Source organism: Hydrogenophaga sp. (assembly GCF_030656115.1).
In the GTDB taxonomy this organism is placed as follows: domain Bacteria; phylum Pseudomonadota; class Gammaproteobacteria; order Burkholderiales; family Burkholderiaceae_C; genus Hydrogenophaga.
Window position 1 is genome coordinate 39,321 of record NZ_JAUSOO010000020.1, and the last position, 21,153, is coordinate 60,473.

Here is a 21,153-nt window from a genome sequence, read left to right on the forward strand (position 1 = left end):
GAAATCAACCACTTAGCAAACATTTTGAAACAATACGCACACTTGAAAACTCAGCCAAAGCAAGCACTTACAGCATGCTTTGCATGTGATGCGTTCAAAATGTTGCCGAAGATGGGTTGGTGGCGGGCAAGGTGTATGCCCCATCCAGGAGCAAGGGCGATCGGCGAGCACAGACGGCCTCTGTGCAACCAAGGCTGCAGGCAATAGCCTGCGGAGAAGGTCTTGTCAGACCGTCTTAAGCAACGTCGCACTCAAGCACGACAAAGATGGTTTGACCTCCAACCTGGTCTGGCATGCGCCACGACCCACGCAAGTGGTCGGGTCAGTTCAGTGCTTCACAGCGTACCAGCCCATGCACTGCCCTGGAACAATCCTGCACTCAAAGGATGTAGCGCGACAGGTCTTCGTTGCGGCTGAGCGCGGCCAAGCGACCGTTCACGTACGGCGCGTCGATGGTGATGGTCTGGCCCTGCAGGCGCGCGGCGTCAAAGCTGACTTCGTCCAGCAGGTGCTCCATCACCGTGGACAGGCGGCGTGCGCCGATATTTTCGGTGCGCTCGTTCACATCACAGGCAATTTGCGCCAATTGGCGAATGCCTTCGGGTGTGAACACCAAAGTGACGCCTTCGGTGGCAAGCAACGCCTGGTATTGGCGCACCAAGGAGGCGTGGGTCTGTGTCAGGATCGCTTCAAAGTCGTCCACCGACAGCGATTGCAGCTCCACACGGATCGGGAAACGGCCTTGCAACTCTGGAATCAGGTCACTCGGTTTTGCAAGGTGAAATGCGCCGCTGGCGATGAACAAAATATGGTCGGTCTTGACCATGCCGTACTTGGTGGTCACGGTGGTGCCCTCCACCAGCGGCAACAGATCCCGCTGCACGCCTTGGCGCGACACCTCAGCAGTGCCTGAATCGCTGCGCGAGGCCACTTTGTCAATCTCATCGATGAACACAATCCCGTTTTGTTCGGCGTTGTGCAATGCGCGGGTCTTGATCTCTTCTTCGTTGACCAATTTCCCCGCTTCTTCGTCGATCAGCAGTTGCAAAGCTTCGGCAATTTTCAGCTTTCGCTTGCGGCGCTTGTCCTGCCCGAGCTGGCTGAACATACCGCGCAACTGTTCGGTCATCTCTTCCATGCCACTGGGACCCATGATTTCCATGGCGGGCCGCGCCTCAATCAAATCGATTTCGATTTCGCGCTCGTTCAACACACCCTCGCGCAGCTTTTTGCGAAAGGTCTGGCGCGCGGTGCTCTCGGGCATGGGCACCAGAGCGGGTTCAGCCCCCACGGCACGCGGCGGGGGAATCAGAATATCCAGAATGCGTTCTTCTGCAGCGTCTTCTGCACGCACGCGCTGTTTGCGCATCTCGACCTCGCGCGTCTGTTTGATCGCAATATCGGCCAAATCTCGGATGATGGAATCCACGTCCTTGCCCACGTAGCCCACCTCGGTGAACTTGGTGGCCTCCACCTTGATGAAAGGCGCATCGGCCAATTTGGCCAGACGGCGTGCAATCTCGGTCTTGCCCACGCCGGTGGGGCCGATCATCAGGATGTTTTTGGGCGTGATTTCGGGACGCAACTTGTCGTCCACCTGTTGGCGGCGCCAACGGTTGCGCAACGCAATGGCCACGGCACGCTTGGCACCGGTTTGTCCGATGATGAATCGGTCGAGCTCGGAAACGATTTCCTGGGGGGTCATGGAAGACATGCGCGTCAATCGGTAAGCGGTTAAGCGTTGAAGAAAGCCAAAGGCAGGGGTGCTGCACAGCGCTGTGCACCGCACAGCAAGCATCCCAAAACGTCAAAGCACTTCAATGGTGTGGTTCATGTTGGTGTAAATGCAGATCTCGCCGGCAATCTGAAGCGACTGGCGTACCACGTCTTCGGCGCTCAAAGCGGTGTGCTGCGTCAGAGCCCTGGCCGCTGCCTGGGCGTAAGCACCGCCGGAGCCAATGGCCACCACGCCGTGCTCGGGCTCCAGCACATCGCCGTTCCCGGTGATGATCAAGGCCGCGCTGTGGTCGGCCACGGCCAGCATGGCCTCCAGGCGGCGCAACACACGGTCGGTGCGCCAGTCGCGGGTCAACTCAATGGCCGCCCTCACCAAGTGTCCCTGGTGCTTTTCCAGCTTGGCTTCAAAACGCTCAAACAGCGTGAAGGCGTCGGCTGTGGCCCCGGCAAAACCCGCCAGCACCTTGCCATGGTGCAACTTGCGCACCTTGCGCGCCGTGCCTTTGACCACGATGTGGCCCAACGTGACTTGACCGTCGCCACCGATGGCGACCTGTACGCCATCCGGCGTCTCGCGGCGCACACAGACGATGGTGGTTCCGTGAAATGATTCCATGGTGTTTAACTGGGGTTGTATGACCCGATGAGGTACCGGGTGGGGAAGGTGTAAGCGCCGGTGAACGCAGGGACTGTGGACACCGAAACGCGCATGCTCAGTCGTTGCGCAGCACCACTTTGGCGTATTCGGTGATGCCGACCACATGGAAAAAGGCGGACACCAAACGGTGTGCGTCAACAAACTGCACCATGCGACCTTCAGCATGGTGCCCCGACACCCAATTCAGCAAGGTGCCTGCGGCCGAAAAATCCACGCGAATCAGGTTGCGGCAAGAAATGATGAGCGCATCGGCGCCCTTCAATCGGCGCTCCAGCGCATTCAACAGGTCCTGCGGGTCGCCACGAATTTCACCCGACAACTCCACCATTCCCAGTTGGTTGAAATCGGAAACCGGTCCGTCCATGACGGAATCGCTGAGAAAAGACGAATGCCCCAGTTTCGAATCGAGGTCGCCCTGTGAGGGCTTGCCGGATTCAACCAAACCCTCACCAGACACCTCCCGAAAATGGCAGCGGGGCCGCTCCCAACCGGGCGGAGACAGCTCGTACGTGACGCAAAAGTCGAGCGCAGTGAGTTCAAACTCATCCGGCCGATTCATAACACGCAAGACCGCCATGCGCAGCTCCCACCAGAGCTGCTCCACATCGCGCTGCCCCGACGGCGTGAGCGTTTTGAGGAGGTGACTCAACTCATTGGTACCGCAAAAGCGCAAAGCCACATCCTGGTCGCCCCACAGCGTGAAAATACCCAGCAAGGCACGGGCAGCCTTAAGATCAATCGACTTCACTGGCGACCAGTCCAGCACCCAGGGTTGGCTGGCGCGCGTAAGCACGTTTTGCAGTGTGCCCACCGCGTGCGCATCGATCAGTGGCTCGCACACCCAAACCGCACGGTTGGACACAGCCGAATGCTGGGTGTTTTTACCTTGCATGCTGGAGACGATCTCTGGCATGCTGAACCACTGGGGTGCCGACCGATGGAATCGGTTGACGAAATCCACCGCATGGCTCTCGAACAAAGCCAACTGCCCCGTTGAGCGGTACAGATCGAACAAAGCCAGCCAATCCTCCTGCTGATTGCTCCGTGCACCCCCTTCGCCCAGTGCATCTAGGAGGCCTTGCTCGGCACCTGCGTCGTCCCCATTGGCGAAGCGGATGGCAGCTTCTTCGACCTCAGGATCTTGGGCAATCTCCTGCATATCGAGGGCCAAAAAGTGGGACGCTGAAAACACCGAATTGACGTTTTTGGAATCGCCCTGGGTGGCTGGGGCCATCAGTCCCGTGCGAGCGGTTTTGGCTGCAGGCACGGCGGGCGCATGCGCAGTCGGCTTGCTCTGTTGGGTTGGCGTCCACCCTTTGCGGATAGACAGCGGTTCGGTGTCGGCTGGCGCAGCCAAGGGCTCTCGCCCCGCTCCGCCCAGAGCCAAAGGATTCGCCTGGGTTTCGTTGTATTGCTGAACTCGCCGCTTTTCTTGAAGGTCTGCGGAGGTTTTTTGATCAGTGGCATCGCTCCTGCGCACAAAAGGCATCAGGCCAGAGATGTTTTGTGATCCGGCGTTCTGACTTGGTACCGTCAACTGCGAGTCGGCGCCTTTGGTCTTCCACCACTGCATGGACATCTGCGCTTCGATTTCATCGATTTTCTTGAGGGTACCGGCCCGGTCATCCGGCCTGGACTGCAGACTGCTTTGGAAAAACGATGGTCTGGCACCCTCTTGACCTTCACCCGCAGCCGCTTCGCGGCTGCGGACCTTGCGCAGCAGGTCAAATTCGCGCTTGCGCACAAAGTCGTTGCGCTTTTTGCGCTCAATCATTTCTTTGAGCGCAGCCTTGCTGAACTCGCTCTCACGGTCGGCCAAGCGCGAGTCCAACTCCGACCAACTGGTGGTCGGGTGGCGCACGAACTTCACCATTTTGGACAGGAAGCCGCCGTTGGAGTCGTCCTTGGCCATGAAACGTCAGCGTTGAATAAAAACAGCAGGGCAGAAGACTGGCATTCAGTCCCCAAACATTTTTTGCTTCAACTCGCGACGCTGCTGCGCTTCGAGCGAGAGACTGGCCGTGGGGCGGGCCATGAGGCGGCCAACGCCGATGACTTCACCGGTCTCTTCGCAATAACCATAGTCCCCCGCATCGATGCGGGCAATGGCCTGCTCAATTTTCTTGAGCAATTTGCGCTCGCGGTCGCGGGTACGCAACTCCAGTGCATGTTCTTCTTCGATGGTGGCGCGGTCGGCAGGATCGGGCACCACCACCGTGTCTTCGCGGAGGTGTTCGGTGGTTTCGCCCGCGTTGGCCAGCATGTCGGCTTTGAGCTGTGAAAGCTTGCGGCGAAAGTAAGCCAATTGCAAATCGCTCATGTACTCGCTGTCGGGCATGGCCAACACGTCTTGGTCGGTCATCTGCTCGATCGACAGGGATTTCCAGTTGTCGGCCCGCGTGGGATCTTTCTGGATGGAGGATGGCACGGGAGGGGTCATTACGGCACGTTCGTTCATGGTGGAAAAAGTCGCCTTGGCGGCATCGGGTGCGTGGGTGGGAACCACCGCCGCCTGCGTCATCTGCTCCATCATCACCTTTTTGGCGGCACGTTTGCCCAGTGGCCTCGGAGTGGGCTCAACAATGACCGGCGCGGGTGCGGAGCGAGCGGTTTTTGCAGGGGTTTTGGCGGGGGTTTTGGCTATTTTTACGGCCGTTTTTTCAACGGTCACAGTCGGCTTTGCAGGCAGTTGGGCTGCCACTTTGGCCGCGGTCTTGGCCGCGGGTTTCACGGCAGATTTGGCCACGGTTTGGTTGTCTGGTTTGGCCGGCAAAACCGCAGGATTTGCGGTCGGGCTGGAGGGTTGGGATGAACTGGACTTGGTTGACACCGCAGATTTTTTGATCTCTGCAACAGACAAGGTGGATTGAATCGCCGGTTTGACCACCACTTGGGACGCAGTTTTAGCCGGTGCTTTGGCGGCGGGGACCTTGGCGGGGACAACGACCGAACGTTCTTGGGCCCCCACTGCAGCGGAATTGCCTGATTTTGCGGTTTTGTTGGCCGAGGCTTTCACAACGGGTCTCCTCTCAGTACCTGACGGTGCGGGATCTTGGGGCCGGTCGGTGCGGCGAACCGGGGTTCGCTGCGCGTCACGTTGAGCCGGGGAAAGCGGCTTGTCGGTTGTTATACCCCCATGGCGGTCAGGCTCCAAGGCGATCCCCGTGCGTTGGCGGTTAGCGGGTCTGGTGGAGCCTTGGGCGACCGACTTGGGCCGCGATTGTAACGAGGCTGGCGGCGAAGACTCCGCAACGGCCCCAGAAAGAAAGCCAAGACGTTGAAGAAAGGATACAAAGAGCACGATCAGACCTTGTTTATACAGTCGTCATGCCCAGCGGTCTTCAAACCAGGGATTGGTCAAGACCCTGGACCAAAATGTCGCGCGGCAGGTCGATGCCGATGAACACCATTTTGCTCACACGGGTTTCGCCTTCGGCCCATGGCGGTCCGAGGTCGCTGCCCATGAGCTGGTGCACGCCCTGGAAGATGACCTTGCGGTCGGTGCCTTCCATATCGAGCACACCTTTGTAGCGCAGCATGCGCGGGCCGTACACCTGCACGATGGCGCCCAGAAAATCTTCCAGTTTGGCCGGATTGAACGGTCGGGTGGCCCGGTAGACGAAGCTTTTTACGTCATCGTCGTGATGGTGGTGGTGACCGTGCCCTTCGTGGCCGTGCTGGTGCGACGGGTGGTTGCAGTGTTCGCCGTGCTCGTGGTCATGATCGTGGTGCTCGTGACCATGGTCGTCTTCGACCTTCAGGAAATCGGGGTCGATGTCGAGCTTGGCGTTCAGGTTGAAGCCACGCAGGTCAAACACCTCTTTCAACGACACCTCGCCAAAATGCACCGCCCGCATGGGCGCACGCGGGTTCATGTGCTTCAGGCGGTGCGTCAGCGCTTCAAGCTCGCCCGCGTCCACCAGATCGGTCTTGCTGATGAAAATCTGGTCGGCAAAACCCACCTGGCGGCGGGCTTCCTGGCGCTCGTTGAGCTGCTGGGCCGCGTGTTTGGCGTCCACCAGGGTCAGGATGGAGTCGAGCAGGTACTGCTCGGCCACCTCATCGTCCATGAAAAAGGTTTGCGCCACGGGGCCGGGGTCGGCCAGGCCGGTGGTTTCAATCACCACGCGGTCAAAAACCAGTTCGCCTTTGCGCTTTTTCTCGGCCAGGTCTTGCAGCGTGGCGCGCAGATCGTCGCGGATGGTACAGCAGATGCAGCCGTTGCTCATCTGGATGATGTTTTCGGTGGTATCGGCCACCAGGATCTCGTTGTCGATGTTTTCTTCGCCGAATTCGTTTTCGATGACGGCGATTTTCTGGCCGTGGGCCTCGCTCAGCACGCGCTTGAGCAGCGTGGTTTTCCCCGAGCCGAGAAAACCGGTAAGGATGGTGGCGGGAATCAGGGACATGGTGATCGGTGCTCGAACGACAAGGTGACGGGAAGGCAACAGCCGGGGAGTGTATTCGACCCGCCCGCTGTTTGTCTGTTATGGGTTGAATCCGGTATTTTTCATGACGACGAGGCCCTTGAGGTACTCGCCTTCGGGGAAATTCACGGTCATCGGATGGTCGCAGGCACCGCCCAGGCGCTGCAGAATGGCGCCGTCCACACCGGCGTCCAGACCGGCCGAGGCGACGATTTTGTGAAACAGTTCCACGCCAATGCCGCCCGAGCAGGAAAACGTGAACAGCACGCCGCCGGGGGTCAGCAGCTTGAAGGCCAGGCGGTTGATGTCTTTGTAGGCGCGGGCTGCGCGCTCGGCGTGTGCGGCGGTGGGAGCGAGCTTGGGCGGGTCGAGCACGATGGCGTCAAACTGGCGGCCTTCGCTGATGAACCGACGCAACGAGGCGTTGACATCGGCGTCCATGAAGGTGGCGCGCGTTGCTTCAAAACCGTTGAGCGCCACGTTGGCCGCAGCCTGCTCCAGCGCTGGGCCTGATGAGTCGATGGAGGTGACATGCCCTGCCCCGCCCGCGAGTGCGGCCACGGTGAAGCCGCCGGTGTAACTGAAGCAGTTGAGCACCTGGGCAAACCCCAGCCGTTGGGTGTATTGGTAACAGACTTGGCGGCTGTCGCGCTGGTCCAGGTAGTAGCCGGTTTTGTGGCCGTGGGCAATGTCCAGCCCCAGGCGCCAGCCGTGCTCGTTCAGTACCAAGGCGGTGTCGCCGCAGCCACGCAGCCAGCCGGTAGCTTCGGCCAGGCCTTCGAGCTTGCGCGAACTGGTGTCGGAGCGCTCATACAGTCGGGGGCAGCCGGTGAGTTCAATCAGCGCGTCGGCCAGCACGTTTTTCCAGCGTTCCACGCCGCAGGCGGTGAACTGAGCCACCAGGGTGTCGCCATAGCGGTCAACGATCAGGCCTGGCAGGCCGTCGGACTCGCCGTGCACCAGCCGCAGGCCGTCGCTTTGAATGCCCAGGCGGGCGCGCAGAGCGATGGCACGGGCCAGCAGGGTGCGCAAAAAGGCCGCGTCCATGCGCTGCGTTTCGTCAAAGCTCCAGACCCGCACGCGGATGCGTGAGGCTGGGGAGTAGGCGCCCCAGGCCAGAAACTGCCCTTCATGGCTCTCCACGCGCACGGTTTCACCCGCGTCGGCCCCGCCTTTGGCAATGGCGCCGTCAAACACCCAGGGGTGGCGGCGCAGCAAGGAGCGGTCTTTGCCGGGCTTGAGTCGTATGGTTTTCATGAGCGGTATTGTCGGGCTTGCACGCCAGACCCAAAAACAAAAGGCCAGGCATGGCCCGGCCTTTTGGCGTGGAGCGCAGAACGCTCAGGGACGCAGGTAAACAAAACCTTCACGGGCCTGCAGCTTGGCCACTTCGTGCACGCCAGCGGGCACCACCGAAGCTTCCATCACCAGCTTGCTGGCGTCGATCTTGCGCGACACGAGGGTGTTGTTGCAGACCCGGAACTCCACGCCTTTGTTGGCCAGATCGGCGATGGCGCCGGCGAACGGCTGCTCCATCTGGTTGGTCGCACCCTGCAGCAAGAAATCGATACCGAGGCCATGCGTGACCACCACGATCTTGGCCTTGGGGTCGGCGGCCAGGTGGGTGCGGATGTTGTTGAGCCCGCGCGAGGCTTGGGGAATGCCTTCGCTCATGTGGTAAACGACTTTGATGACATCGTCTGCGGCCTGGGCCTGCACCGAGGTGGCCATGACAGCAGCGAACAACAAAGCCTTGAAGGTGGCGAGGATCTTGAACATAGCGGGTCTCCAGAATAGATAAAAAGAACTGACAGCCATTGCTTATAGACCGATGGATTGTCAAACATACGCTTCGAAATGCTACAGGGATTACCCGAGACGGCCCCGCCCCCCACAGCACGTCCCGGCGTCAGAAAGGGTTGTTCAGCGGTTGGGGGTGGTCGGGCTGCAGGGCCGTGCCGCGCCAGGCTCGTCGGTGGCGGGCTCGGCAGACGAACCGCCGCGCGCCTGCGCCCGCGGGTGGGCCGCGTCGTACACCTGCGCCAGGTGCTGAAAGTCCAGCCGGGTATACACCTGCGTGGTGCTGATGCTGGCGTGGCCCAGCAACTCTTGCACGGCGCGCAAGTCGCCGCTGGATTGCAACACATGGCTGGCAAACGAGTGGCGCAGCATGTGGGGGTGCACCGGCGTGGTCAGTCCCGCGAGCATGGAGCGGCGCTTGAGGCGCACCCGAATGTGCTGCGGCGTGAGGCGCTGGCCGCGTGCGCTGATGAACAGCGCCGGGTCTTCTTGCGGCCATGCGCTGCGGGCCGCCAGCCAGGCGGCCAGCGCGACCAGAGCAGCACGGCCCACCGGCACACTGCGGCGCTTGGCGCCTTTGCCCAGCACATGGGCCTCGCCGGCCTCGGCATCGATCCAGCCGCGCGCCTGTGCACTGGCCACCACGTCCAGCCCCACCAGCTCGCCGATGCGCAGGCCGCAGCCGTACAGCAACTCGGTGATGCAACGGTCGCGGGTTTCCAGCATCGGGTCGTCGGCTTCGTGCTCGTACCCCGCCAGCTGCACCGCGTCGTCCACCCCCAGCGCCTTGGGCAAGGGCTTGCCGGCCTTGGGCGCGCGCACGTCTTGCACCGGGTTGTGGTCCATCAGGCCCTGGCGACCCAGCCACACATACAAACCACGCCAACCCGACAAGATGAGCGCAATACCGCGGGCACTGCGTCCGCCGCTGTGCATGTGCGCCACCCAGCGGCGAATATGCGGACTCTGTACCGAACGCAAAGGCAGCCCAGCCGCCGTGGCGTTGGCCACGAGTTTTTCCAGATCCAGGGTGTAGAGCGCCACCGTGCGCTCGGCCAGCCGTTTTTCCACCCGCACATGGGTCAGGTAGGCCTGCACCAGGGCAGCGTCGTCGCGGGTGGTGGCGTTCATGCGTGCGAGCGGGGTGCCACCGGGCCGCCCCCGGCCAGACCAGCGCTCCCGGTGGGCCGCGCAGTGCACGAACAGGATTTGCGCAAAATCATCAAGGCCTCAGGCGCGACAGCGCCGCGCTGGCGAATTCACCGATGCGCTCCAGGAAATCGGTGCCCATGTCGGACACAAAGCGCTGGGCGTCGCCCGAGGCCAGCACCAGCAGGCCAAACGCTTGCGGCCCCGCCCCCTCACGCAGCGGAATCAGCGCAATCGAGGCAGCGGCAGCGGGATCGTCCAACCACTGCACGGCTTCCAGGCCCGGGTTGGCACCGCAATAAGGCCGGGTAAGCGATGAGACCAACGCCACCACGTCGTCGCTGGCACCCTGGGCAAACGGTTCGTGTGCGTGCTCGGGCGACACGCCCCAGACCTTGATGGCCACCTGCGGCACCAGAAACTGGGTGGCAATGGCCCGCGTGGCCACCGCAGGCAAGTCGCGCGCTTCGCGGGTGCGCAGCAGCTCGCGCGTCCAACGCTGCAGCTTGTCGGCGATGGCGCTGTTTTCAGTTCCATGGCGGATCATGTCGGCCGCCTTGAGTTCCAGTGCCCGGATTTTTTCGCGCAGCAGAACGGCCTGACGCTCCTGCAGACTCACCGCCCGATGACCATGCGGGCTGCTGAGCTGCACCGCAGCCAGCAGGTTGGCGTGGCGCTCGAAGAAATCGGGCGTATTGGCCAGGTAATTCGCTATTTCTTCTTCGGTGATCGGGGCCATCGGTTCTTGCTTCATAGAGGGTTAAACGGGTCAGGGCAGGTCCGGCACATCGATCTCGCCCTCAAAAACGGTGGTGGCCGGGCCGGTCATCCGCACCGCGCCATCGTGTAAGGGGCTGTCGTGCCATTCAATGGTGAGCACGCCACCGTGGGTGTGCACGTCCACCCGGGCGTCGAGCAGGCCCAGGCGAATACCCGCCACCACGGCCGCGCAAGCGCCGGTGCCGCAGGCCAGCGTTTCGCCCGCGCCGCGCTCGTACACGCGCAAGCGCACCTGGCTGCGGGTCACCGCCTGCAAAAAGCCCACGTTGACACGGCGCGGGAAACGCGCGTGCCGCTCGATCAACGGGCCCAGCGCCTGCACCGGTGCGGTGTCCACGTCGTCCACCAGCAGCACGGCGTGCGGATTGCCCATGGACAAGACCGACACCCACGCCTCGCTGCCGTCGGGCTGCGCCAGCGGCCAGCGTTCAAAGCCAGACAGGGGCTGTGGGCTCAGACCGAGGCCATCGAAGGGCACGCGCGCCAGGTCAAACACCGGTGCGCCCATGTCCACCGTGACGCGGCCGTCGGGGTCCATGCGCAGTTCAATCTCGCCCTGCTGCACCTTCACCCGCAGCGGGTTGCGCGCGCTCAAGGCTTTTTCATGCACGTAGCGCACAAAGCAGCGCGCGCCGTTGCCACAGTGCTCCACCTCGCCGCCATCGGCGTTGTGAATCACATATTCGAAGTCGAGCCCCGGCGCGGGCGACGGGCGCACGCTCAGGATCTGGTCGGCACCCACGCCAAAGTGCCGGTCGGCCATCCACCGGTATTGGGCTGTGCTCAGGCCCAGACGGCCACGGGTTTCGTCGAGCACCACAAAGTCGTTGCCCGCGCCCTGCATTTTGGTGAATCGGATGTGCATGGGCGGATTATCCGTCCACAGCGCCGGCCCGCTGGGCGCCGCCGCGGTGCACCGAACCACGGCACCGCGCACCACCAAGGGCTGGCTCGCACGGACACACCCACAGTGCGCACAATTCGCGTGCATTTTTGTATGCAATTTTGACCAGATTGCGTACAAAAAGCCTGGCACGGCTTGTGCAAGACAGATTGGCATGAACGCCCCACAGCCCTCCCCCGCCGGCATCGAACTGATTGCACTGACCAAACGCTACGCCCAAGGCAGTGTGGCGGTGGACGGCATCAACCTGCGTATCGCCAGCGGCAGCTATTGCTGCCTGCTGGGCCCATCGGGCTGCGGAAAAAGCACCACGCTGCGCATGATTGCAGGCCACGAAAGCACCACCAGCGGCGACATCCTGCTGGAGAACCGCAACATCACCGCGCTGCCCGCGGCCAACCGTGGCACAGCCATGATGTTTCAGAGCTTTGCGCTGTTCCCGCACCTCTCGGCACGGGACAACGTGGCCTTCAGCCTGAAGATGAAAGGCGTGGACAAAGCCACGCGCCAGCAGCAAGCGCAAGCCTTGCTGGAACGGGTGGCCATGGGACACCTCAGCACCCGCAAACCGGGCGAGCTCTCGGGTGGACAACAACAGCGTGTGGCGCTGGCGCGGGCGCTGATCACGCAGCCCCGCGTGCTGCTGCTGGACGAACCGCTCTCGGCGCTGGACCCATTTCTGCGCACCCAGATGCGGGCCGAACTGCGCCACTGGCAACGCGAACTCGGCCTCACCTTCATCCACGTCACCCACTCGCAGGAAGAAGCGATGGCGCTGGCCGACACCATGGTGGTGATGGACCACGGCCGTATCGAGCAGGTGGGCGCCCCGCGCGAGATCTACAACCGGCCCGCCAGCGAGTTCGTGGCGCGCTTCATGGGTGGCCACAACGTATTCGCCACCACCCAAGGCAAGGTCGCCGTGCGCAACGACCACATCCAACTCGCCCCCACCAGCAGCACCGGCTGGCCCGCCACCGTGAGCGATGTCGAGTACCAGGGCACCTACGTGCTGCTGGGTCTGCAGCTCGACGGCGAGGCCACCGGCCCGGTCTCGGTGATGCTGCCCGAGGCCACTTTTGTGCAGCGCCCCTACGCCCCTGGCGAGCGGGTGGACCTGAGCTGGGACCCCGCCCTGGCCCACACGCTCACCGCCTGAACCCCATCCCGCTGTTTCTTTTCCACCCACCCAGGAGTTGTTCCATGTCCGACACGTTTGATTCCAAGCCCGCCGACACCACCGGCATTTCGCGCCGCAGTCTGTTGCAGGGCACCGCTGGCATGGCCGGTATCCTGGCCAGCGGCATCGCACCGGCCATCGGCCAGGAAAAGATCACCCTGCGCTACCTGGGCACCGCAGTGAACCAGGACAAGGCCATCGGCGACAAGTTCGAAAAAGACACCGGCATCAAGATCCAGTACGTGGCCGTGACCACCGACGACGTGACCAAGCGCGCCGTCACCGCGCCCAACAGCTTCGACCTGATCGACACCGAGTACTTCTCGCTCAAGAAGATCGTGCCCACCGGCAACCTCAAGGGCATCGACGTCAAGAAGATCAAGAACGCCGACAAGATCACCCCGCTGTTCACCACCGGCAGCGTGGCCGGCAAGGCCGTGGGTGACCAGGGCACCGCGCCCAAGAAGGTGATCTTCCTGGAAGGCGAAAAGAGCAAGGTCTTCGCCAAGAGCCCGACCCAGTTCATGAGCCTGATCCCCACCGTGTACAACGCCGACACGCTGGGCATCCGCCCCGACCTGATCAAGCGCCCCATCAACTCCTGGGCCGAGCTGCTGAACCCCGAATTCAAGGGCAAGGCCGCGATCCTGAACATCCCCAGCATCGGCATCATGGACGCGGCCATGGTGGTGGAAGCCATGGGCCTCTACAAGTACCCCGACAAGGGCAACATGACGAAGAAGGAAATTGACCTGACGATCAAGACCCTGATCGAAGCCAAGAAGGCCGGCCAGTTCCGCGCGCTGTGGAAGGACTTCAACGAGTCGGTGAACCTGATGGCCTCGGGCGAAGTGGTGATCCAGTCCATGTGGAGCCCGGCCGTGACCGCCGTGCGCACCAAAGGCATCGCCTGCAACTTCCAGCCGCTGAAAGAGGGCTACCGCGCCTGGGCCGCCGGCTTCGGTCTGCCGGCCACGCTGTCGGGCCGCAAACTCGATGGCGCTTACGAGTTCATCAACTGGTTCCTCGACGGCTGGGCCGGCGCCTACCTCAACCGCCAGGGCTACTACAGCGCCGTGCTCGACACCGCCAAGTCCCAGATGGAAGCCTACGAGTGGGCCTACTGGATGGAAGGCAAGCCCGCCGCGCAGGACATCAAGAGCCCGAACGGCGATGTGCTGGCCAAGGCCGGCGCGGTGCGCGACGGCGGCAGCTACGAAGCGCGCATGGGCGGCATCGCCTGCTGGAACGCGGTGATGGACGAGAACGAGTACATGGTCAGGAAATGGAACGAGTTCGTCGCTGCGTGACGAACTCTGCCCCCCGCGCCGCCTGCGGCGTCACCCCCCGGAGGGGGGCGCCACTGGCGGCCCGGCAATGCCGGTTCCGCGGTGGCCTGGAGGGGGCTTCGCTGCGCTCGCCGCGCAAACACCCCTCCCCCTACATCTTTGTTTGATTGCGTGAACCCATGAGCAGTCCATCCACCTCCACCGCGGCACCGGTCACCGACAGCCCCAACCGCACGCTGCACGCCTGGTGGCAGGCCGCGCCGTACACACTGGTGTTCGTGCTGTTCTTCCTCATCCCGCTGGGCCTGGTGCTGATGGTCAGTTTCTGGGACTTCAACGAATACGAGCTGCTGCCCGCGTTCACACTGCGCAATTACGCCGCCATTTTTGAGGGCTGCTCCAGCCTGACCGAACACGGTGACCTGTGCGTCTCGCTCTCCACCTATCTGTCCACGCTCAAATTCAGCGTGCTGGTGTGGCTGATCACACTGGTGCTGGGCTTTGCCGTGGCCTACTTTCTGGCGTTTCACGTGCGCTCGCCGGGCATGCAGACGCTGCTGTTCGTGCTGTGCACCGTGCCGTTCTGGACCTCGAACGTCATCCGCATGATTTCCTGGGTGCCGCTGCTCGGACGCAACGGCCTGGTCAACCAGTCGCTGCAAGGCGTCGGTCTGATCGACCAGCCCATCGAATGGCTGCTGTTTTCCGACTTTTCCGTGGTGCTGGCCTTCGTGCACCTCTACACCATGTTCATGATCGTGCCGATCTTCAACAGCATGATGCGCATCGACCGCAGCCTGCTGGAAGCCGCCAGCGATGCCGGCGCCAGCGGCTGGCAGACGCTGTGGAACGTGGTCGTGCCGCTGTGCAAGACCGGCATCATCATCGGCTCCATCTTCGTCATCACCATCGTCATGGGCGACTTCGTGACCATCGGCGTCATGGGCGGCCAGCAGATCGCCTCGGTCGGCAAGATCATCCAGGTGCAGACCAATTACCTGCAATTTCCGCTGGCAGCGGCCAACGCGGTGATCCTGCTTGCGGTGGTGCTGATGATCATCTGGGGCCTCACACGCCTCGTGGACATCCGAAAGGAACTCTGACCATGGCCCACACCACCGAATCGCGCGCTCCCGGCTTCTGGCCGCTGGCGGCCGTCTTCGCGCTCTTCGTGCTGTTCATGTACGGCCCGATGTTCGTCATCTTCGTGCTCTCGTTCCAGGGGCCGGAAGGCGGTCTCACCTTCCCGCTGCGGGGGGTGTCGCTGCACTGGTTCCGCCAGCTCGCCGAGGGCCTGGGCACGGTGGACATCGGTTCGGCCTTTCTGCGCTCGCTCATGCTGGGCGGCGTGGTGATGTTGTTGACCGTGCTGCTCTCGGTGCTGGCCGGGCTGGCGTTCCGCAAAAAGCTCAGCGGCGGCAACGCCTTGTTTTACGTGACGGTGGCGAGCCTGATCATGCCGTCCATCATCGTGTCGCTGGGCATTGGCTTGCAGTTTCGCCTGCTCGATGGCGGGCTCAAATGGCTGCTCGAAACCGTGGGCGCCACCAGCACGCTGGAGGGCTACGGCACGTCGCTGGGCCTGTTCACCTCGGCCCTGGGTGCGCACCTCACCTGGACGCTGCCGTTTGGTCTGCTCATCATGTTTGCCGTGTTCAACCGCTTCAACCCGGCCTATGAAGAAGCCGCGCGCGACCTCGGGGCCACGCCTTGGCAAACCTTCCGCCACGTGGTGCTGCCGCTGATTGGCCCGTCGGTGGTGGGTGTGGGCATGTTCGGCTTCACGCTCAGCTGGGACGAGATCGCCCGCACCTCGCAGGCCATTGGCGATGTGAACACCCTGCCGCTGGAACTGCAAGGCCTCACCTCCACCGTCACCACACCGGCCATTTATGCGCTGGGCACCGTCACCACCGTGGTCTCGCTGCTGGTGATGGGCGCGGCCGTGGGTCTGGCCCTGTGGCTGGGTCGACGGCACACACCGGGGGCGTCCGCATGAGCCCCCGCACACGCGCCAGCGCCGCCATCGAAGACACGGGCCCCGCCTCTGAAAACGCCATCTACGACCGCATGGTCTCGGCCATCCTCGACCACCAACTGCCCCCCGGCACCAAGCTCGTCGAAGACCGGCTGGCCAGCGCGTTTGGCGTCTCGCGCACCCGCATCCGCCCGGTGCTGGTGCGCCTGGCCAACGAACAGGTGGTCACCCTCACCCCCAACCGCGGCGCGGCCATTGCCCAACCGACCGAGCAGGAGGCCCGCGAGGTGTTCGAGGTGCGCCGCATGATCGAGTCGCGGCTGGTGGAGCGTTTTGTGGCCTGCGCAGTCGCCAGCGACATCGCGCTGCTGACGCAATGCATCCAGGACGAGGAAGCCGCACGCAGCGCCGGCGAAATGCGCCGCGCCATTCGGCTCTCGGGCGACTTTCATCTGCACATCGCCGACCGCTCCGGGCACCAGACCATGGGGCGCATCCTGCGCGAGTTGGTGTCGCGCACCTCGCTCATCCTCATGACCTACAGCACCAGCCACAGCCAAACACGGCGCGACGCCACCGCCTGCGGCTGCCAGGAACACCGCGCCCTGCTGGCAGCCATTCGTCTGCGCGACGCCACCGAGGCCGCGCGCCTGATGCGCGAGCACCTCGACCGGCTCGAAGCCCAACTCGACTTCACGCCATCCAACGACCAGACCCCCGACCTGGAAAGCCTGTTTGCGCCTGTCGGGGCCTTCTGAACGCCGGTCCACCGCCGCCACACCCCATGCGCCAGCTGCTCGTCATCAACCCCAACACCTCCGGGCACGTGTCCGACCTGCTGCAACAGCATGTGCAACAGGCAGCGGGCACGCATGTGCAGGTGCGCACCGTCACAGCGCGCTTCGGCTCACCCTACATCGCCGACGAAGCCAGCTACGCGGTGGCCGCCCACGCCACGCTCGACGCCTGGGCCGCCACGCTGGCCAGCACGGCCAGACCACCCGATGCGGTGCTGATCGGCTGCTTTGGCGACCCCGGTCTGCTGGCGCTGCGCGAAAGCAGCCCGGTGCCGGTCACCGGTCTGGCCGAAGCCGCCTTCATTGAAGCCGCGCGCCACGGCCGCTACGCCATCGTCACCGGTGGCGTGCGCTGGGGCCCCATGCTGCAACGCCTGGCGCAGGCACTGGGCCAGGCCCAACAGCTCGCGGGTATCCACACCGTGGTGCCCACCGGCGCCCAGCTGGCGGCCAACCCCGCCGCCGCCCGGCAGCTGCTGGCCCAAGCCTGCCGCGATGCCTCGCGCCAGCTCGGTGTGCAAGCCGTGATTCTGGGTGGTGCCGGCCTGGCCGGCATGGCCGCTGGCGTGCAGGCCGACGTGCCCATTCCCGTCATCGACAGCGTGATCGCTGGCGCCCACTGGGCCCTGCGCACCGCACCGCTGCCACCGCAACGCGCTCAACCCGGGTTTGATGTGGCCTGGCAAGGCCTTTCCCCCGAGATGCACGCGCTGGGCCTGGCGGCAAGCCCAGCACCGTAAACCACAGCGCACAGCCAGCCGCACCGGTGAGGACAAGCCACCGGGCGCCGCTTGTCGCAAAATCGGTGCATGGTCAGACCCACCCAACTCCTTCACACCCCCCGCTCGCCCGCTGCGCTGCGGCCCGCCGCCACCGTGCTGTTGCTGCGCGACAGCCCCCAAGGCATTGAAGTGCTCATGACACGCCGCTCCATGGCAGCGAGTTTTGCACCCGGTGCCTACGTGTTCCCCGGCGGCGGCATTGATGCCGCCGACGCGCAGGCCCACAGCCAGTCCACCCGGCGCGCCACGCAAAGCGATGTGCACCTGACGCAAGCCATCGCCGCCATCCGCGAAAGCTTTGAAGAGCTGGGCATTCTGCTGGCCCGCCGCGCCGACGGTTCGCACCTGGGCACGGCCGACATCGCCGCGCTCGACCGCCAGGCACCGTTCGCCGCCCAATGCGCCGAACACGGCCTGGTGCTGGACGGTGCCGAGGTGTTTGTGCTGGCCCACTGGATCACCGACCGCGACCTGCCGCGCCGTTTCGACGTGCCGTTTCTGGTGGCGCGCATGCCCGAAGGGCAAGAGCCCGTGGCCGACGAATCCGAACAGTTCGAACCCGTGTGGGTGCGCCCGGCCGACGCGCTGGCGCGCCACGCAGCGGGCGGTTTTTTCATCATCTTCCCCACCATCCGCACGCTGGAGCGGTTGCAGACCTACCCGACGGTGCAAGCCCTGCTCGACGCCTGCGCTGTGAACGACGAACCCCTGTTCACCAGCTGCCCACGCGCCGGGCTGCTCGGCGGCAGCGAGTCGCGCCACATGGAACACGAAGCGCCGTTTGGCGAACTGGCCCTGGTCAGCCCCGACGGCCAGATCGTGCACCCGCTGGACTGGCAGACCGAGCGCCCGGTGGCGCTGTTGAAAAACGTGCAGCGCCTGACCGCGCCCAACCCTGGCTTCATGACCGGCCCCGGCACCAACAGCTACCTGGTGGGCGACCCAGCCACCGGCCACGTCGCCATCGACCCCGGCCCAGACGAGCCCGAGCACCTGGAGCGCCTGTGGCGCGCGGCGGGTGGCCACATTCACGCCATCGTCTGCACCCATTCGCACCCCGACCACTCGCCCGGTGCCGCGCGCCTGCAAGCGCTGTGCACCACCGCCGGCCGCGAAAAACCGCCCATTCTGGGCCTGCCCAGCGCCACCACGGCACGCGAAAACAGCCGCTTCACGCCCGACCGCGCGCTGGCCGATGGCGAGCGCCTGGTGCTGCAAAACCCGGACGGCACCACCCACACCCTGCTGGTCGTGCACACCCCCGGCCACGCGGCCAACCACCTGTGTCTGGTGCTGGAAGAAGACGGTCTGCTGTTCAGCGGCGACCACATCCTGAACGGCAGCACCACCGTGATCGACCCACCCGATGGCAACATGGGCGCCTACCTCGACTCGCTGGACCGGCTGGCGGACTTGTGCGAGGAGCACGGCATCCAATTCATCTTGCCCGCGCACGGCTATGTGCTGGGCGACCTGTGCCGCAGCCCGGACAACCCCTCCGCCCCAGCCGAAGGTGGAGCGCAAGCCGCCATCGCCCACCTGAAGGCACACCGCCTGGTGCGCGAAGCCAAAGTGGGCCGCGCCATGACCGCCCTGCCCCACGGCACGCACGACGACTGGGTGAAACTGGCCTACGACGATGTGCCCGAGCGGCTGTGGCCGGTGGCCAAGCGCTCGCTGCTGGCGCATGTGGAGCGGCTGCAAAGCCTGGGCGGCTTCAACCTCTGAACGGGGCCGTGCGGCGAACGGATCAGCCCGGGGCTGGAAACAACAGATCGGTCTGTTGCTTCACCCGTTGGTGGCAACCGCACGAACGCCGATCCAGCAACCGCCGATCGAGCAGGGTGATGCCGCCACCGTGCTGCGCCAACGCACCTTCGGCCACCCACTGCGCAGTGGCCCGGGTCACCGCCTCTGGCTCGGCACCCAACCAGGTGGCCAGTCTGGCGGGCTCCATGCGCAACTCGCCGCCCGGCACGCGGTCGAAAGCGTCTTGCAACCACCGGCCCAAACGCTGGTGCAGCGGATGCTGAAGTTGGCACAGCGCGGTCTGGGCTATCTGTGCATTCAAGGCCTGCAAATAGCGCAGCACCACCCGCAGCTGCCCCGCGTCCAGCGCGTGGCCGGGGTTCAGCGCCTCGGTGGCCACGCGCCATGCGTTGCCGGGATGCAACACTTCAGCGCAAAGGTGTTCGGCGGGTGCACCCAGCAACATCGACACGCCCACCACACCATCGTGGCCCACCAGCGCCGACGGCACCGGTGCACCCAACCCGTTCGCGTGCATCAGACCCACCAGGGCATCTTCGGGAAAGTACACGAATTCGATCGGGGTGTTGGGCGCCAACAGCGTATGCCCCGGCCGCAGCGCAACCCGCTCCAGCCGCGACGCCCAACCCCGTTGATCCATATGGGCCAGCGCAGCAAGAACCCGGTTGGTCGGATGTTCGACAGGCACGTTCGTTGCTCCCGCCCGGGGGCGATCAAAAGGATTCGGGGATGCCGAGGCAGCGGCGTCGGCGGCAGGCCAGTGTAGGCGCAAAGCGCCCAGACACTGTTCGATACCGTACACACGCAAGCCGTCCGCCGGGAACATGCCCGTATTGAGGCGAATCCCCGGCGGCCAAACACGCAGGCAAACAACGCAACCAGCAGGCGCAAGACACGTACACTGCAGCGCTGCGGGCGCCTGTCCGCTACGAAGACAGGGCACGGCGGCTGTCGTCGACGTGCGGTCTCTCAACCATGAACGGGCGCTGGTTTGAATTTGTTGCACAACGGTCTGGTGGCACAACTGCCGCCCGCCGATCAGGTCCTGCTCCTGCGCCAATGTGCGCCCGTGGAACTCAGGGCAGGCGACATCCTTTCGGCGCCTGGGGCTGCCAGCGGCCACGTCTACTTCCTTCTGGGCGGCGCCAGCGTGGCACTGGTGGTGCGCAACGGCAGCGGCAGCGGGCTGGCGGTCGGACTCGCGGGCCAGGAAGGCGCGGTGGGTCTGCAATTTGCGCTGGGGCTGGGCGCAGGCCATTTCACGCTGCTGGTGCAAAGCAGCGGCAAGGCCTTCCGCGCCGACGGTGCGGTGCTGCAGCGCCTGTCCGACCGGCGCCTGGGCATGGTGCGGGTGTTCGCGGCTTACCTCTGGGTGTTTTCACAAGAAGTGGCCGAGCTGGCGGCTGCGGCCCAAGCGCAGGATATCCAGGCCCGGCTGGCCCGCTGGATCGTGCTCAGCCAAGCGCGAACACAACAGACCGAACTGCACCTCACACACGCCCACCTGGCCGACATGCTGGGTGTGCGCCGGGCGGGCGTCACGCTGGCGGCCAACAACCTGAAAGGCATGGGCTTGGTGGACTACCGCCGTGGGTGCATCCAGATTCTGAACCTCGCGGGCCTGGCCACGGCGGCACAAGCCCGGCAGAGCGCCCCAGGCGCCCTGCCCGAAGCGGATGGTGATGAATAAGTGTGAAGCGCGCCGTTACGCCGGATTCTGTGCACCCGTGGCCTTCTTGCGAAAACCCCGGGCGTGACCGCCATTCCTCTGGGCCGCTGGTCACCCAAGCGGCTCGGTGCTACCTACCCGCCAACTCCGCGGAACCACGTCAACGTTGGCCTATTTGGTATTGCTGCGCGTAGAGATTGCCCGTTTCACCCGAACTGAATCGGCTCGTCTCT

Annotated in this window: 20 protein-coding genes; 9 read left to right on the forward strand and 11 right to left on the reverse strand. The window is 64.1% G+C overall.

What is annotated here, in order from left to right:
- Positions 1-379: 379 nt before the first annotated feature.
- The 4 genes from hslU to dksA form a co-directional block, all read right to left on the reverse strand.
- Positions 380-1,714, reverse strand: a complete 1,335-nt coding sequence (hslU, locus tag Q7J58_RS02240) for an ATP-dependent protease ATPase subunit HslU (RefSeq protein ID WP_304822805.1) — start codon at positions 1,712-1,714, stop codon at positions 380-382.
- A 93-nt stretch (positions 1,715-1,807) separates the two neighbouring features.
- A complete protein-coding gene (gene hslV / locus Q7J58_RS02245; protein WP_304822808.1) occupies positions 1,808-2,353 on the reverse strand; it encodes an ATP-dependent protease subunit HslV in 546 nt (181 codons plus the stop codon).
- Between the two features lie 97 nt (positions 2,354-2,450).
- Positions 2,451-4,307, reverse strand: a complete 1,857-nt coding sequence (locus Q7J58_RS02250; RefSeq protein WP_304822810.1) for an STAS domain-containing protein — start codon at positions 4,305-4,307, stop codon at positions 2,451-2,453.
- Between the two features lie 45 nt (positions 4,308-4,352).
- The gene (gene dksA / locus Q7J58_RS23170) at positions 4,353-4,853 is read right to left on the reverse strand and encodes an RNA polymerase-binding protein DksA (RefSeq protein ID WP_336623463.1); all 501 of its coding nucleotides are present in this window, start codon (positions 4,851-4,853) and stop codon (positions 4,353-4,355) included.
- Here dksA and Q7J58_RS23175 point away from each other — a divergent pair.
- Positions 4,852-5,265, forward strand: a complete 414-nt coding sequence (locus tag Q7J58_RS23175) for a hypothetical protein (protein ID WP_336623464.1) — start codon at positions 4,852-4,854, stop codon at positions 5,263-5,265. The genes dksA and Q7J58_RS23175 overlap by 2 nt on opposite strands.
- A 471-nt stretch (positions 5,266-5,736) precedes the next feature.
- Here the strand turns inward: Q7J58_RS23175 and Q7J58_RS02260 are convergent, their stop codons facing one another.
- The 6 genes from Q7J58_RS02260 to dapF all read right to left on the reverse strand — a co-directional run bounded on the left by Q7J58_RS02260 (position 5,737) and on the right by dapF (position 11,416).
- A complete protein-coding gene (locus Q7J58_RS02260) occupies positions 5,737-6,804 on the reverse strand; it encodes a GTP-binding protein (protein WP_304822813.1) in 1,068 nt (355 codons plus the stop codon).
- 78 nt (positions 6,805-6,882) lie between these two features.
- The gene (locus Q7J58_RS02265) at positions 6,883-8,079 is read right to left on the reverse strand and encodes a class I SAM-dependent methyltransferase (RefSeq protein ID WP_304822816.1); all 1,197 of its coding nucleotides are present in this window, start codon (positions 8,077-8,079) and stop codon (positions 6,883-6,885) included.
- Positions 8,080-8,163: 84 nt separating this feature from the next.
- Entirely contained in the window at positions 8,164-8,553 is a 390-nt protein-coding gene (locus Q7J58_RS02270; RefSeq protein ID WP_304822861.1) for a DsrE family protein, read from the reverse strand.
- A gap of 192 nt (positions 8,554-8,745) precedes the next feature.
- Positions 8,746-9,753, reverse strand: coding sequence for a tyrosine recombinase XerC (locus Q7J58_RS02275; protein WP_304822818.1), 1,008 nt, complete (start codon positions 9,751-9,753; stop codon positions 8,746-8,748).
- 91 nt (positions 9,754-9,844) lie between these two features.
- Positions 9,845-10,510, reverse strand: coding sequence for a DUF484 family protein (locus tag Q7J58_RS02280; RefSeq protein ID WP_304822821.1), 666 nt, complete (start codon positions 10,508-10,510; stop codon positions 9,845-9,847).
- Between the two features lie 30 nt (positions 10,511-10,540).
- Entirely contained in the window at positions 10,541-11,416 is an 876-nt protein-coding gene (gene dapF, locus Q7J58_RS02285; protein ID WP_304822824.1) for a diaminopimelate epimerase, read from the reverse strand.
- 193 nt (positions 11,417-11,609) lie between these two features.
- On the opposite strand from dapF, the gene Q7J58_RS02290 reads away from it, so the two are divergent.
- The 7 genes from Q7J58_RS02290 (at position 11,610) to Q7J58_RS02320 (ending at position 19,209) form a co-directional block, all read left to right on the forward strand.
- Entirely contained in the window at positions 11,610-12,614 is a 1,005-nt protein-coding gene (locus Q7J58_RS02290) for an ABC transporter ATP-binding protein (protein WP_304822827.1), read from the forward strand.
- A gap of 44 nt (positions 12,615-12,658) precedes the next feature.
- Positions 12,659-13,945 carry an extracellular solute-binding protein gene (locus tag Q7J58_RS02295; protein WP_304822829.1) on the forward strand — a complete coding sequence of 429 codons (1,287 nt, stop codon included), beginning with the start codon at positions 12,659-12,661 and terminating at the stop codon, positions 13,943-13,945.
- Positions 13,946-14,103: 158 nt separating this feature from the next.
- Positions 14,104-15,027 (forward strand): ABC transporter permease, encoded by a 924-nt coding sequence (locus Q7J58_RS02300; RefSeq protein WP_304822831.1) that lies wholly within the window; start codon positions 14,104-14,106, stop codon positions 15,025-15,027.
- A 2-nt stretch (positions 15,028-15,029) separates the two neighbouring features.
- The gene (locus Q7J58_RS02305) at positions 15,030-15,923 is read left to right on the forward strand and encodes an ABC transporter permease (protein WP_304822833.1); all 894 of its coding nucleotides are present in this window, start codon (positions 15,030-15,032) and stop codon (positions 15,921-15,923) included.
- Positions 15,920-16,660: a GntR family transcriptional regulator gene (locus Q7J58_RS02310; RefSeq protein WP_304822835.1), complete on the forward strand. Its 741-nt coding sequence runs from the start codon at positions 15,920-15,922 to the stop codon at positions 16,658-16,660. Before Q7J58_RS02305 ends, Q7J58_RS02310 begins: the two co-directional genes overlap by 4 nt.
- 26 nt (positions 16,661-16,686) lie before the next feature.
- Positions 16,687-17,439 (forward strand): aspartate/glutamate racemase family protein, encoded by a 753-nt coding sequence (locus Q7J58_RS02315; protein WP_304822838.1) that lies wholly within the window; start codon positions 16,687-16,689, stop codon positions 17,437-17,439.
- Positions 17,440-17,508: 69 nt separating this feature from the next.
- Positions 17,509-19,209 carry an MBL fold metallo-hydrolase gene (locus Q7J58_RS02320; protein WP_304822841.1) on the forward strand — a complete coding sequence of 567 codons (1,701 nt, stop codon included), beginning with the start codon at positions 17,509-17,511 and terminating at the stop codon, positions 19,207-19,209.
- Between the two features lie 22 nt (positions 19,210-19,231).
- Here the strand turns inward: Q7J58_RS02320 and Q7J58_RS02325 are convergent, their stop codons facing one another.
- Positions 19,232-19,939 carry a helix-turn-helix domain-containing protein gene (locus Q7J58_RS02325; protein ID WP_304822844.1) on the reverse strand — a complete coding sequence of 236 codons (708 nt, stop codon included), beginning with the start codon at positions 19,937-19,939 and terminating at the stop codon, positions 19,232-19,234.
- A 303-nt stretch (positions 19,940-20,242) separates the two neighbouring features.
- Between Q7J58_RS02325 and Q7J58_RS02330 the strand changes: the two genes are divergently transcribed.
- Complete coding sequence (locus tag Q7J58_RS02330) at positions 20,243-20,941, forward strand: Crp/Fnr family transcriptional regulator (protein ID WP_304822847.1); 699 nt, start codon at positions 20,243-20,245, stop codon at positions 20,939-20,941.
- The last annotated feature ends 212 nt before the right edge of the window (positions 20,942-21,153 follow it).